The sequence below is a fragment of the Streptococcus sp. 2020WUSS089 genome (assembly GCF_044427405.1).
Classification (GTDB): domain Bacteria; phylum Bacillota; class Bacilli; order Lactobacillales; family Streptococcaceae; genus Streptococcus; species Streptococcus hashimotonensis.
In genome coordinates, this window is the sequence record NZ_JAOTGD010000007.1 from 1 (window position 1) to 14,493 (window position 14,493).

The 14,493-nt window shown below is 35.8% G+C and carries 14 protein-coding genes and 1 pseudogene; 14 read left to right on the forward strand and 1 reads right to left on the reverse strand.

The window, feature by feature from the left end:
- Positions 1–245 (forward strand): annotated as a pseudogene (locus ODU46_RS06670) (transposase); the annotation flags it as partial.
- Positions 246–412: 167 nt separating this feature from the next.
- Here the strand turns inward: ODU46_RS06670 and ODU46_RS06675 are convergent.
- Positions 413–1,081 carry an MIP/aquaporin family protein gene (locus ODU46_RS06675; protein ID WP_398579409.1) on the reverse strand — a complete coding sequence of 223 codons (669 nt, stop codon included), beginning with the start codon at positions 1,079–1,081 and terminating at the stop codon, positions 413–415.
- 308 nt (positions 1,082–1,389) lie between these two features.
- Between ODU46_RS06675 and pezA the strand changes: the two genes are divergently transcribed.
- From pezA to ODU46_RS06740, 13 genes are all read left to right on the forward strand, one after another.
- Positions 1,390–1,866 (forward strand): type II toxin-antitoxin system antitoxin PezA, encoded by a 477-nt coding sequence (gene pezA / locus ODU46_RS06680; protein WP_074391383.1) that lies wholly within the window; start codon positions 1,390–1,392, stop codon positions 1,864–1,866.
- The gene (pezT, locus tag ODU46_RS06685; RefSeq protein WP_395326830.1) at positions 1,866–2,660 is read left to right on the forward strand and encodes a type II toxin-antitoxin system toxin PezT; all 795 of its coding nucleotides are present in this window, start codon (positions 1,866–1,868) and stop codon (positions 2,658–2,660) included. The genes pezA and pezT overlap by 1 nt, the downstream gene beginning before the upstream one ends.
- The gene (locus ODU46_RS06690; RefSeq protein ID WP_074391385.1) at positions 2,641–4,707 is read left to right on the forward strand and encodes an ATP-dependent endonuclease; all 2,067 of its coding nucleotides are present in this window, start codon (positions 2,641–2,643) and stop codon (positions 4,705–4,707) included. Before pezT ends, ODU46_RS06690 begins: the two co-directional genes overlap by 20 nt.
- Positions 4,689–6,611: a UvrD-helicase domain-containing protein gene (locus tag ODU46_RS06695; protein ID WP_395326831.1), complete on the forward strand. Its 1,923-nt coding sequence runs from the start codon at positions 4,689–4,691 to the stop codon at positions 6,609–6,611. The genes ODU46_RS06690 and ODU46_RS06695 overlap by 19 nt, the downstream gene beginning before the upstream one ends.
- A 19-nt stretch (positions 6,612–6,630) precedes the next feature.
- The gene (locus tag ODU46_RS06700; RefSeq protein WP_074391386.1) at positions 6,631–7,221 is read left to right on the forward strand and encodes a hypothetical protein; all 591 of its coding nucleotides are present in this window, start codon (positions 6,631–6,633) and stop codon (positions 7,219–7,221) included.
- Positions 7,222–7,387: 166 nt separating this feature from the next.
- Positions 7,388–8,155 (forward strand): DeoR/GlpR family DNA-binding transcription regulator, encoded by a 768-nt coding sequence (locus ODU46_RS06705; RefSeq protein ID WP_253217978.1) that lies wholly within the window; start codon positions 7,388–7,390, stop codon positions 8,153–8,155.
- Positions 8,156–8,358: 203 nt separating this feature from the next.
- Complete coding sequence (lacA, locus tag ODU46_RS06710) at positions 8,359–8,781, forward strand: galactose-6-phosphate isomerase subunit LacA (RefSeq protein ID WP_024384734.1); 423 nt, start codon at positions 8,359–8,361, stop codon at positions 8,779–8,781.
- Between the two features lie 26 nt (positions 8,782–8,807).
- Positions 8,808–9,323, forward strand: coding sequence for a galactose-6-phosphate isomerase subunit LacB (lacB, locus tag ODU46_RS06715; RefSeq protein WP_029172311.1), 516 nt, complete (start codon positions 8,808–8,810; stop codon positions 9,321–9,323).
- Positions 9,324–9,332: 9 nt separating this feature from the next.
- Positions 9,333–10,265 carry a tagatose-6-phosphate kinase gene (locus ODU46_RS06720; RefSeq protein ID WP_336372884.1) on the forward strand — a complete coding sequence of 311 codons (933 nt, stop codon included), beginning with the start codon at positions 9,333–9,335 and terminating at the stop codon, positions 10,263–10,265.
- Position 10,266: 1 nt separating this feature from the next.
- Positions 10,267–11,256 (forward strand): tagatose-bisphosphate aldolase, encoded by a 990-nt coding sequence (gene lacD / locus ODU46_RS06725; RefSeq protein WP_336372883.1) that lies wholly within the window; start codon positions 10,267–10,269, stop codon positions 11,254–11,256.
- 175 nt (positions 11,257–11,431) lie between these two features.
- The gene (locus ODU46_RS06730) at positions 11,432–12,265 is read left to right on the forward strand and encodes a PRD domain-containing protein (protein WP_336372882.1); all 834 of its coding nucleotides are present in this window, start codon (positions 11,432–11,434) and stop codon (positions 12,263–12,265) included.
- Positions 12,266–12,296: 31 nt separating this feature from the next.
- Complete coding sequence (locus ODU46_RS06735) at positions 12,297–12,614, forward strand: PTS lactose/cellobiose transporter subunit IIA (protein WP_105123011.1); 318 nt, start codon at positions 12,297–12,299, stop codon at positions 12,612–12,614.
- Positions 12,614–14,293, forward strand: a complete 1,680-nt coding sequence (locus ODU46_RS06740; protein ID WP_253216476.1) for a lactose-specific PTS transporter subunit EIIC — start codon at positions 12,614–12,616, stop codon at positions 14,291–14,293. Before ODU46_RS06735 ends, ODU46_RS06740 begins: the two co-directional genes overlap by 1 nt.
- Positions 14,294–14,493: the final 200 nt, after the last annotated feature.

Sequence of the window (14,493 nt, forward strand, 5' to 3'; positions counted from 1 at the left end):
GTAAAAGTGCTCTAATGATATTTGATAAACACGCTAATTTGAAATATAAGTATGGAAATCGAAAGTTTTGGGCTAGAGGCTACTATGTTAGTACCGTTGGGCTGAACGAAAAGACAGTTGCGAAATATATTCGCGAGTAAACAACTAATCTGGGAGATTAGTTGTTCAATGACATTGCACTTGATAAATTGAGCGTCAAAGAGTATGAAGATCCATTTTCAGATGGCAGTTTTAGAACAAGATAAAAGCCCGTTGTTACGGGCATTAGTCAAGTAATTATAGCACTAACCTGAACGAAGTTCAGCGAACGTCTTTAGACATCGCTGGAGAGAAACGGCTTATAGCCGATGTACAAGCCACCCGTTTTCACGGGTGGTTATGACTTTTGTTAACATCCTAAATGACGTTGAACTTATTTTTCAGTTTCCAATAAATGTTGACCTACTAGGGTAGCAAGTGCAGCACCAACTAGCGGAGCAAGGATAAAGACCCAAACCTGGCTAAGGGCGGTTCCACCTACAAAAAGAGCTGGTGCCAAGCTACGTGCTGGGTTAACTGAAAGACCTGTCACGTTCAATCCCAAGATGATGAGCACGGTTAAGGTCAAACCGATTACAAGACCTGCAATTTTTCCGTTGTCCTTGCTTGCTGAAGTTACTGTAACGATAACCAAAACAAAGATAAAGGTTGCAATTGCTTCAAACAAGAAAGCACCTGCGGCAGTTGCAGTTGTAAATCCATTTTCTCCTAAACTTGCTGTTGAAAGTCCAGCATTTGACAAGAAGAAAATCAAGGTTGATGAGGCAAGGATTGCTCCCAAAACTTGCGCAGCCACGTAAGTAGCAAATTCTTGTGCATTCAAACGTTTGTTGATGAACATCGCCAATGAAACAGCAGGGTTCAAGTGTGCACCTGAAACGGTACCGATACTGTAAGCAGCCGCTACGATAGAAAGACCAAAGGCAAATGCAATTCCAAGATGACCAAGACCATCTACACCATTACCAAAAACAACAGCGCCAGTCCCGATAAAGACTAACATAAATGTACCGATAAATTCGGCTAAAAACTTTTTAGACATGTTTTTTCCTCCAGTCACATAGCAAAACATTTTCATGAAAATTTCAAGAAAATAGACCTTGAACTTGTGCCAGCGGATGGGAAAGGTTAAAATATTCCTCTCAGATACAGTTAGCTTTTTGTTACTTTTTGCCAAAAAGTAACGTTTTTGTAGTTTTGACAGTCCTGTGGTCCATCAAAACTACAAACGCTCTCCGAGGGGGCTTGCAGACGGCTAACCCAAAAATAAGAAAATAAGAATGCACCATTTTTGGTGCGTTATCCGTTTTTTATGGTATAATGAAAGCAAATATGAGGAGGTCTTTATCTATGATTGGAGACAACATCAAGTCACTACGTCGGACACACGATTTAACACAGCCAGAATTTGCGAAAATGGTTGGGATTTCACGCAATAGCCTGAGTCGTTATGAAAATGGGACCAGTACGGTTTCAACAGAACTTATCGACCGTATTTGTCAGAAATTTAATGTCTCTTATATCGATATTGTAGGGGAGGACAAGATGTTAACACCTGTTGAAGATTACCAATTGACTTTAAAAGTAGAAGTGATAAAAGAACGTGGAGCAGCCATTTTATCACAGCTTTATAGATATCAGGATAGTCAAGATATTGCTTTTGATGATGAAACAAATCCTTGGATTCTCATGAGTGATGATTTGGCTGAATTGATCAATACGAAAATTTACCTTGTCGATACTTTCGATGAAATCGAGCGTTACAATGGCTATTTAGACGGTATTGAGCGGATGTTAGATATGGTGCATCATCGGGTGGTGGCTTAATGAAGTTGGAAGAATTTAGTGTGGCTGAGTTTCAGAAAGCTTTACAACGAACAATTCGGGCTTTAACCCGAGGAAAGACGATTCCAGATCAACCGAAAGCTATCTTACTTGGTGGACAAAGCGGAGCAGGTAAGACGACTATTCATCGTATCAAGCAAAAAGAATTTCAAGGCAATATCATTATCATCGATGGTGATAGCTACCGCTCTCAACATCCCAATTACTTAGCCCTGCAAGAAAAGTATGGCAGGGACAGCGTGGACTATACCAAGGGATTTGCAGGAAAAATGGTAGAGCATCTGGTTGACGAACTCAGCACGCAGGGTTATCATTTGCTGATTGAAGGGACTTTGCGTACCACTCAAGTTCCTCGTCAGACTGCTCAATTATTAGCTTCGAAAGGATACCAAGTTTCTTTAGCTGTAATTGGTACCAAACCAGAGCTTTCTTATCTCAGCACCTTGATTCGTTACGAAGAGCTTTATGCCATCGATCCCAATCAGGCCAGGGCAACACCAAAAGAACACCACGATGGGATTGTTGATAACTTGGTTGATAACTTGAGGGAGTTAGAAAGTGAAAAACTCTTTGACCAGATTCAAATTTATCAAAGAGATAAAACTTGTGTCTATGATTCTGAAACTGATGAAGGTTCCGCAGCAGAAGTGCTACAAGAATGCCTCTTTGGAAAATGGAATAAAGTCGAGGAAGAGATGTTGAAGGTGGGACAAGAGCGGTTGAGGGAGTTGTGTAACAGAGATAGAGAGGAAAATTATGAAAATAAAAAAAATTAATGTTCAAAATTATCGTCTATTGAAGGATTTTTCTTTAGAGTTGAAGAGTGAATTGTCATTAATTGTTGGAAAAAACAATTGCGGTAAAACATCAGTTTTATCTGTATTGGAAAAGATAATCAATAAAAGTTCTAGTTTAACCTGGGAAGATATAAATTTACATCATAGAAAAGTAATTTTTGAAAATATAAAAAAGGTCTCAGATACCCCTGACTCGGAATTAGAGCCTATTTTAGGAATAAACCTTCAAATTTGGATTCAGTACTCAGAAGAAGATTCTTATCAAAACATCCAGCCATTTATGATGGATTTAAATCCTGATAATAATTTTATCATTCTTGAATTTTCGTATATAATTCCTATTCAAAAACTCCGTGACTTAAATAACAAGATTAGTGACTTCATAGATGATTTTTCAAGTTTTGAGTCATTTATGAAGAAAAATATGAGTGAATTTTTCGATATGCAAGTTTTTTCACTAGGGTACGATCCTGCTACTCAAAAATTGACGGAAGAAAAGTCTGATTTACTTGAAATGAAAGACATTCATAAAGTTATTAAAGTAAAAGGAATTAGTGCAAGTCGCGAAGTATCAAATAAGGAAAATAACCGTTCGTTATCTAAAACATCAAATCTATTTTATAAATCAAATAATGGTGATGATATTGATAATGCTGCAAAAAATTTACTTCAATCTGCAATTATAGAGGCAGATGAAGCTTTAACCAAAGCGTATAGTGGGGATGGTAACAGCAAAGGGATTTTTACTCAGGTATTTGAACGAGTAAAAAGATTTGGTGGAAGTGATGGTGAGGCAGAACTAGCAATTTATTCGTCTCTGTCTGAAAAAGATATTATAAGTAATAATACAACACTATATTATAGACACGATGGTAGTTTGTTGCCAGAAACCTATAATGGATTGGGGTATTTAAATCTATACGGAATGATTTTTGAAATTGAGACTTTAATGTCAGATATAAAAAATAAACCTGCTGATATTAATTTGGTTTATATTGAGGAGCCAGAGTCGCATACACACCCACAATTGCAATATGTTTTTATCAAGAATATAAAAGATTTATTAGCAGAACATGTAGAGGAGCTTAAAAGAAAAGGTAATACATACGACATCCAGTCTTTAATTACAACTCACTCATCGCATATTGTATCTGATTGTGATTTTAATGATTTAATTTATTTTAAGCGCAATAATGGTACTGCCACAGCAAAGGCTTTTAATTCTTTAAAAGAAGAATATGGTATAGATAGACTTGGATATAAATTTGTGAAGCAATATCTTACTCTTAATAGTAGTGAATTATTTTTCGCTGATAAAGTGATCTGTATTGAGGGTGATACGGAAAGAATTTTACTGCCAACGATGATGCAAAAGGTGGATATAGCTAATCCGATAAAACAAAATTCAAATATAATGCCATTACTTTCTCAAAACATTTCAATCATTGAAACAGGTGCTCATTCACAAGTATTTAGGAAACTATTTGAATTTTTAGGAATTAAAGTACTAATTATTACGGACATAGACAGTACGAAGGAAGAAGAAATAACGGATAAAAATGGAAGAGTGCGTACTGTTAATAAATCTTGTGCTCCTATAGACGGTACTCATATTAGTAATAACTCTATCATAGATTTTTTTGGAAAAGATAATTTGAAATCTGATGCAAAGACTCAATTTGAATTAGTGGCTGAAAAACAAAAAGATGAAAAATGCATTGGGAATTTTCGAATTGCATATCAAATTCCTGAAGATGACAACGGTTATCAGCCTGCTAGTTTTGAGGATGCCTTTATCGGTTTAAATAAAGAATTCATTATTAAACGAAAAGATGGTCTTATTGAATATGAAGCTTTAGAAAATTTTGATGATGGTGAGATAGAAGATTTCTATAAATTTGCTAGGAATAAAGTGAACAAAAAATCTGCATTTGCATCCAGTTTATTATATTTTGAAGATGAGAAAAATACTTGGAAAGTTCCTAAATATATTTCAGAGGGGTTATTATGGTTGAGAGAACAATAGAGCCGGAAGTAGAAAAAGTGTTTGATGCAATTGAACGGAATCAAAATTTTATTCTTGAAGGTGGAGCCGGCAGCGGAAAAACTTATTCATTAATTGTAATAATTGAAAAAATTTCAAGAGACGAGCCAGATAAATCCATTGTATGTATTACCTATACTAACAATGCTGTTGCAGAAATTAGAGAGCGGATAACTAATGATAAATTAAAGGTCTCAACGATTCATGAATTTATCTGGTATATAATTGGAAAATTTCAAAAAGAAATCAAATTATGTTTAATTGAGTTAATAAATGATGATGAGCAGAAAGCATTTATTAGACCTCTTGACAATCCAAGTGAAGATCCACTTACAGTTGCTTATTTTGAAAACACTCGTGTAGATTATGGCGAACGGTATTCAATGAGTATAATTGATAATCGCGTCCAAATTAGTCATGACCATATTCTGATATTAGCTGAAAAAATGTTTTCTACATACCCTAAGTTATGCGATATTTTGATTGATACGGCCGATTATATCTTTGTAGATGAATACCAAGATACCAGTCCGTTAGTTGTAAAAATTTTATTGGAATATGTACAAAATAGAACAAAGAAAAATATTGTGGGATTTTTTGGAGATTCTATGCAAGCCATCTATGACTCAGGAGTAGGAGACTTAAGTTCGTATAATTTAGAAAAGATAGCAAAAGCTCAAAATCGTCGCAATCCTAAAAAAGTTATTGATTTAGCTAATAAATTTAGAGATGATGGATTGGTTCAAACTCCCTCCAATGATGATAAAGCACCTAATATGGATAATGGAAGTATCATCCCAGGAACAGTGAAATTTGTCTATGGGAGTGATATTAAGCAACTTGAAATTCTTAGAGGTAGTCAACTATATAGAGAGTTAGAATTTAATGCACCCCAAAAAACAAAAGAATTACGTCTGACACATAAACTTAATGCAGAAATGGCAGGTTTCTCTAAGTTATTTGAATTATATAATACTGATTTATTTGTGAAATTAATTACAGGTATAAAGAAAAAAATCAATAAAGATAAGATAGTTGATAAAGGAAAAACGTTTGAAGAACTAGTAGAAGAAGCTAAAATATCTGTTGGAAGTGGAGGCCCATTAATAATTGATGTGATTAAATCTACTCCAGAACTTTTGGCTTTTTACGATGAAATTAAGACATATCCATTTGAAGAAGTGATTAGTAAGTGTAAAGTTAACAAAGATTCTTTATTAGCCTATAAATTTAATGGATTAAGTAGTAGATATGAAGCGGGCACAGATAGGGATAGGATTCTTAAAAGGTTAGATTTAATCTATGAGCTATTAGAGCTGTATAAAACAGGTAAGCATAATGAATTCTTACGTATTACTAAATTTAATATAACTTCGTCAGAAGATAAAATTAGTTTATCTAAAGTTATGACAAAAATCTCTGTTGATGATATTACAATTGGAGAAGTCATAGAACTTGCAGAGGAAAGTGGATTAATTTCAAAGGATGACTTATTTACTAATTTTATTGAAAGTAGGGGACATTATTTATGGTCACGACTTAAGATAATGCCATTTCAAGAATATGTAAATAGTATTGCTTATCTCAGAGAATATGTATCTGTTATAACGCAGCATAAGGTTAAAGGTAGTGAATATGAGAATGTTTTAGTTTTATTAGATAATGGACAATGGAATCAATATAATTTTGATACCTTGTTTGGAAAAGGTTCTCCTAATGAGAACGTTCAAAATAGAACGAGAAAATTATTTTATGTCACTATTACTAGGGCGATGAAAAATTTAATTATTTATATGCCGAGTAATGATAAACAGATTATTGAAAAGGCACAAGATTACTTCGAATTAGATGATATTGTTGATGTTTTGTCTTTCGTTGATGTGTAGATTTTAGTAAGGAGGAAGTATGATTACATTAGACACTGAATTGTTGGAATTTGATATTACTGGTATTTTAGGTTCTGAAATTAATCAACACATTGATTTTTATAATGATGGGGTTAATGAAGCCTATATGGCAATAAAAAATAATGATAAGAGTACTGCATTATCTATTTTACGAGCATTAAAATCACAATTAGATAGGGAATATAAGTATTTCGATTCTAAGAGGTTTTGGGATTTTAATTCTCTAAACGATGCATATAGTTATGTTGACGGTATAAATAGAGCGAGTAGAGCGTTAGTAGGAACACCAAATTATAGAAATATGAATTCTATGCTTTATGATATTAAAGATTATATGACTAGGCATAGATATGAAGAGGATATTCTTTATGGGAATAAATTCGCACTCGCAGTAGATATTCGTTTAGATGAGATGACAAATCAAGAGTATCATTCCCGTGCCGGACAATTACTTCAGGGGATACGAGCATTTTATCTGCGACCAGGAAAAGGAACTGCAAAAGAATGCATTAAACTTTCTAAAGAGGTCTCTCAAAAGAGTTTAGAACCGTATGTCTTTAAAGAATATTTTGCTAAATATTTAAGATAGTTTTAAAGGCGTCCACTTATCTTCTTCCCTTTTTTCACTAATGTGACATCTTTCAAACAAACGATGCTAGAAAATAACCTCCAATCAATTTCGAACAAATGTTCAAAATTCCAACATATTCTTGTTTATTTTTGATATAATGTAAAAAAAGAACAAAGGATTAAACATGAATAAACGAGAACGACTAGAAGAAATTACACGATTGGTAAACAAAAAAGGTACAGTTAGAATTTCTGAGATTGTTGAATTGCTAAATGTTACTGATATGACCGTTCGACGTGATTTTATGGAATTGGAAGAGCAGGGGGTCTTAACCAAAATCCATGGCGGTGCTAGAAGTAATAAGGCTTTTCAATATCGGGAATATTCCCATTCTGAGAAACACATTCAAAATAAGGAAGCCAAGCAAGAGATAGCAGAAAGGGCTGCACAGCTGATAGAAGATGGAGATACGGTATTTTTAGGTCCAGGAACAACAGTTGCCTTTCTGGCTGAAGCTATTAAAAATCCTCGTCTAACTGTCATCACAAACTGTATGCCAGTTTTTACAATCTTATCTCAAAAGAAGACAGAGGATTTTCAAGTCTTTCTCCTGGGGGGAGAATATCGCCAAGTGACAGAATCGTTTGTAGGAGAAATTACCAATACAAGTTTAGAAAAAATGCGATTTAGCAAGATTTTCTTTTCGGGTAATGGACTTAAGGGGACTGATGTCATGACTTCCACCCTAGCTGAAGCCTATACGCAAAATATTGCTATTAAACATTCTTTAGAAAAATATCTACTGCTAGATGCTTCGAAAATTGGAAAAGATGATTTTACTTCCTTTTGTGATTTGAATGATGTAACTGCTCTAGTGACAGATATGAATGCAAAGGATGAAAATTACCAATTATTACATAACCACATTGAAATTATTCCAACAAAATCATAAAGTTATCAAAACCAACAGCAAAATGTTGGTTTTTTGTTTATATACGAAAAAAAAAACAAAAACAAAACAAAATATGTTGACTTTATGTTTGTTTGGTTGTATAATTTAAACATAAAAAGCGAAAACGCTTTTCTAAGTTTTGCAAAACAAAGATTTTCTGCCACATATGGCTACAACTTTCTATTTTTGTTAGGAGATAGGTTATGACAATCATTATCGGTGCTGATCCAGCGGGCTCAAAACTAAAAGACGTTATTAAAGATTATTTACAAGAAAAATCATATGACTTTAAAGATGTCAGTGATGGAAGTGATTTTGTTGACACAACTTTGGCAGTAGTTGCAGCAGTCAATCAAGAGGAAGGAAATCTTGGTATTGTGATTGATGCTTATGGTGTTGGTCCGTTTATGACCGCAACTAAAGTCAAAGGCATGATTGCTGCAGAAGTTTCAGACGAACGTTCTGCCTATATGACAAGAGGACACAACAATTCGCGTATTATTACAATCGGTAGTGAGATTGTAGGAGAAGGAATTGCTAAAAATATCGTTAAAGGATTTGTTGAAGGTGAGTATGATGGCGGCCGTCACCAAATTCGTGTTGATATGCTAAATAAAATGTGTTAATTGTTGTAAACAAAGGAGAATAAGAGATGAAAATTGCAATCGGTTGTGACCACATTGTAACCTATGAAAAAATCGCTGTGGTAGATTATTTGAAAAATCAAGGATATGAAGTATTGGACTTTGGGACTTATGACAATGTTCGTACTCATTACCCAATCTTTGGTAAAAAAGTTGGTGAAGCTGTTGCAAGCGGACAAGCAGATTTGGGAATTTGTATTTGTGGAACAGGTGTTGGAATCAACAATGCTGTAAACAAGGTTCCTGGAATTCGATCAGCCTTGGTTCGTGATATGACCTCTGCGCTTTATGCTAAGGAAGAGTTAAATGCCAACGTCATTGGTTTTGGTGGCAAAATTACGGGTGAGTTGCTTATGTGCGACATCATTGAAGCCTTCATTAAAGCAGAATACAAACCAACTGAAGAAAATAAACGCTTGATTGAAAAGATTGCTGCAGTTGAAACGCTCAATCAAGAGCAGGCTAATCCAGAGTTCTTTACAGAATTTCTTGAAAAGTGGGATCGTGGAGAATACCACGACTAGGAGGCTCACATGATTTTGACGATTACTTTAAATCCGTCGGTTGATATTGCCTATCAATTGGATACCTTTCATTTGGATACGGTCAATCGAGTAGAAAAAGTTCAAAAAACAGCTGGTGGTAAGGGGCTCAATGTAACACGGGTTTTGAAACAAATCGGTGAAGATGTTGTGGCTACTGGTTTTATTGGTGGTGAACTTGGAAGCTATGTAAAGAAACAACTCACTCGAAATGATATTAAAAATTCTTTTGTGGAAATTGGGAACGAAACACGTAACTGTATTGCGGTTCTTCATGATGGCAAACAGACGGAGATTTTAGAACAAGGACCAACTATTCAAGAACATGAAGCCTTGAATTTTATCGAACATCTAGAAATTATCCTGAACAATATAGATGTTGTTGTTATTTCAGGAAGTTTGCCAAAGGGACTTGCAAGCAATTATTATGTAGAAATTGTAGAACTTTGTAAAAAATGCGGCGTAGCTGTTGTTTTGGATTGTTCTGGTGAGGCACTGAAAAAAGTTTTAGAAAGCCAGCAGAAGCCGACAGTTATTAAGCCGAATACAGAAGAGTTATCACAGTTAATTGGCAAAAATGTCACAGATGATATTCAAGAATTGAAAGCAGTTCTATCTGGTCAATTATTCCAAGGAATTGAATGGATAGTCGTATCATTGGGGGCAAAGGGGGCTTTTGCCAAGCACAATGACAAGTTCTATCGTGTAAAAATTCCAAAAATAAATGTAGTCAATCCAGTGGGTTCGGGTGATTCAACCGTTGCAGGTATTGCAGCCAGTTTGGCACATGCCTTACCTGATAAAGAACTACTAAAAAATGCAAATGTTTTGGGCATGTTAAATGCTCAGGAAGAACAGACAGGTTTTGTCAACTTAGAACATTCAGAAGTATTGTATTCTCAAATCGAAGTCGAGGAGGTTTAAGATGGTATTTACAGCAGAAAAAAGAAAATATATGGAAAAAGTAAGCAATAAAGCAGGAGTTATTTCAGCTCTTGCCTTCGACCAACGTGGAGCCTTGAAAAAAATGATGGCGAAACATCAGGTAGAAGAACCTACTGTGGAGCAGATGGAAGAGCTAAAAACGCTAGTTTCTGAAGAACTAACACAGTTTTCTTCTTCTATTCTTTTAGATCCTGAATTTGGCTTACCAGCTTCACGCGCCCGCAATGAACAATGTGGTTTACTTTTGGCTTATGAGAAAACTGGCTATGACACCAGCTCTACCAGTCGTTTGCCAGATTGCCTAGTAGAGTGGTCTGTAAAACGACTAAAAGAAGAGGGCGCGGATGCCATTAAGTTTCTACTTTACTATGACGTTGATGGTGATCCATACGTTAATCTTCAAAAACATGCTTATATTGAACGCTTAGGTTCAGAATGTCAGGCAGAAGGTTTGCCATTCTTCTTGGAGATTTTGAGCTATGATGAAACGATTGAAGACAATGCTAGTCTTGAGTTTGCTAAAGTTAAACCTAGAAAAGTAAATGAAGCTATGAAAGTCTTTTCGGATGAACGTTTTGGAGTAGATGTTCTCAAGGTAGAAGTACCTGTGAACATGAATTTTGTAGAAGGCTTTGGAACAGGGGAAGTCGTTTATACAAAAGAAGAAGCAGCCGAATATTTCCGTCAACAAGAAGCATCAACCCATTTGCCATATATTTATCTAAGTGCAGGTGTTTCTGCAAAACTCTTCCAAGATACTCTAGTATTTGCACATGAAGCAGGTGCTAAATTTAACGGTGTTCTCTGTGGTCGTGCAACATGGGCAGGTGTTGTGCCAGTTTACATCGAACAAGGAGAAGAAGCAGCACGTGAATGGTTACGAACTGTTGGTCGTGAAAATATTGAAGGGCTTGATGCAGTCTTGTCTCAAACTGCAACATCCTGGGTAGAAAAATTTTATAAAAAATAACCATTTTTTTAAAGAAAGGGTTTACATTTTCTGAGAATATGCTATAATAATCTCATCAGAAAGAATAGAGTGGATTGTAACTAATTCGATTAGGCAAGACTACAAATGGATTTGAGAGTAGGATATTCTCGGTTTGTTTGTAGTCTTTTTTTGCTTAAAAATATAGGAGGGATTTATGTTTAGGATTATACAGTCACTAAATAATAACGCTGCTCTGGTGAAGAATGAACACGGGGAACAGGCAGTCGTGATGGGATTAGGTATAACCTTTCAAAAGAAGAAAGGGGATTTAATCGTTAAGGATAAGATAGAAAACATCTTTTCGCTAAAAAATGATGAGGCCAAAGAAAATTTTCTAACCTTATTAAAAGATATACCCTTAGATTTTATTTCAGCAACCTACACGGTTATCAATCATCTCGTAGCAACGTATCATTACCCTGTACAAGAATATCTATATGTAACACTGACAGATCATATCTATTGTGCCTATCAGGCGGTTTTGAAGAATACTTATCAAGAAAGTAAGCTACCCAATATTTCAGCCGAATATCCCTTGGAATATAAAATGGCGCGTGAAGCCTTAGCTATGTTTCGTGAAAAGTTGCTAAAAGATTTTCCGAATGATGAGATTGGTAGAATTGCACTTCACTTGATTAATGCAAAGGGGGAAACCATTCATCCCACAAGTGAAGAACAGGACATCAGCAAAAAAATTATAACAGATGTTGAACAAATTCTAACGGAGAATGGGATTAAGCGCACAAAAGAAAATAGCAATTTTTATGATCGTTTTATGATTCATCTGTCCTATTTTCTGAATTACTTAGATCGATCCCATCAGTCAAATGAATCGATTGCTAGTTTGGAACAATATATCAAGCTCCAGAATCCAAGAGCTTACCAAATAGGTAGTCAGATTTTTGAGATGATTACATCATTGGTTGATGAACCTGTAAATGACAGTGAAAGGTTCTATATTGTATTACATATTCAACGGTTATTGTAAATCAATTCAATTTTAAAAGGAGGTTCATATTATGAACAGAGAAGAAATTACGTTATTAGGTTTTGAGATTGTTGCGTTCGCTGGAGATGCACGTTCTCGATTGATGGAGGCATTGGCTGCTGCTCAAAAAGGTGATTATGTAAAAGCAGAAGAACTAGTTGAAGCTGCCAATGCTTGTATTGTTGAAGCCCATCATGCTCAGACTAGCTTGTTGCAAAAAGAAGCGGCTGGTGAGGATTTAGCCTTTAGTGTGACACTTATGCATGGTCAAGACCATCTCATGACAACATTGTTATTGAAAGACATGATGAGTCATATGATTGAACTTTATAAACGAGGTGATAAGTAATGAATAAATTGATTGAATTCATTGAGAAAGGGAAGCCTTTCTTTGAAAAGATTTCGAGAAACCCTTATTTAAGGGCTATCCGTGATGGTTTTATCGCAGCCATGCCAGTTATTTTGTTCTCAAGTATCTTCCTATTGGTAGCTTTCGTGCCGAATATCTTTGGATTTACTTGGTCTGATGAAGCAGTTGCGGCCATCATGAAACCTTACGGTTACACAATGGGGATTGTAGCTGTCCTAGTTGCAGGAACGACAGCAAAATCTTTGACAGATGCTTTTAACCGTCAATTGCCAAAAACCAATCAAATCAACTTCATTTCAACCATGATTGCCTCAATTTCAGGTTTCCTATTACTGGCTTCTGACGGTATTGAAGGTGGGTTTGCCAATGGTTACATGGGAACTAAAGGACTTTTGACAGCCTTTCTAGCAGCCTTCATTACAGTTAATATCTATAAGGTCTGTGTGAAAAACAATGTCACCATTCGTATGCCAGATGAAGTTCCACCGAACGTATCCCAGGCATTTAAAGATGTGATTCCATATGCACTGTCTATCTTTGTCTTGTATGGAATCGATCTTGTAACACGTCAATTCCTTGGAACAAACGTTGCTGAGGCTATTCTGAAATTATTTGAGCCATTATTTACAGCAGCAGATGGTTATGTGGGTATTACCATTATCTTTGGTGCCTATGCCTTGTTCTGGTTTGTAGGGATTCATGGTCCATCAATTGTTGAGCCAGCAATTGCAGCCATTACTTATGCCAATATTGAAACCAACTTCCAACTTTTGCAGGCGGGTCAACACGCGGATAAAATCCTGACTTCAGGTACTCAAATGTTTATCGTGACAATGGGTGGTACAGGTGCTACCTTGGTTGTGCCATTCATGTTTATGTGGTTGACTAAGTCTAAACGAAACAAAGCAATCGGACGTGCTTCAGTTGTTCCAACATTCTTTGGTGTAAATGAACCAATCTTGTTCGGTGCACCACTCGTACTTAACCCAGTATTCTTTGTGCCATTTATTTTAGCACCAATTGCTAACGTATGGATTTTCAAATTCTTTGTTGATACGCTAAAAATGAACAGTTTCAGTGTCAACTTACCATGGACAACTCCAGGACCGTTGGGAATTATCATGGGAACAAACTTTGCTCCACTTGCCTTTGCACTAGCTGTCTTGTTGGTCGTTGTCGATGTTCTTATCTATTATCCATTCTTGAAAGTTTACGATGAGCAAATTCTTGCTGAGGAACAATCAGGGAAAGTTGAAAATAGCTTGAAGGAGAAAGTGGCAGCTAACTTCAATACTGCCAAAGCAGATGCTATTCTTGAAAAAGCTGCAGTCGATACCGAAATTTCTGAACAAACAAACGTTCTGGTACTTTGTGCAGGAGGCGGTACAAGTGGATTGCTTGCTAATGCTTTAACTAAAGCTGCAAAGGAATACGGTATCCCAGTCACAGCAACAGCAGGAAGCTATGGGGCTCACCGTGAAATTTTGCCTGAATATCAATTAGTCATCCTTGCCCCTCAAGTAGCATCGAACTACGATGATATGAAGCAAGAAACTGATGCATTGGGCATTAAACTTGCCAAAACTGAAGGGGCTCAATACATTAAACTCACACGTGATGGTCAAGGTGCTCTTGACTTTGTCAAACAACAGTTCTAGAACCTGTATTCACAGTTCAGCACTTCCATCTAAGGCTAGTTTTTCAGCTACTCATCGTTAGTTTTTTTCAAAATACAGTCAGTATTCCCTCAAAAAACTGCCTTGATTAGCGAAAAACTATCTCTTATATACAAGCACTTCACTTGTGAATACAGGTTCTTAATCAAAAGGGGAGGGAGTTATAATCTCCAACTCCTCCC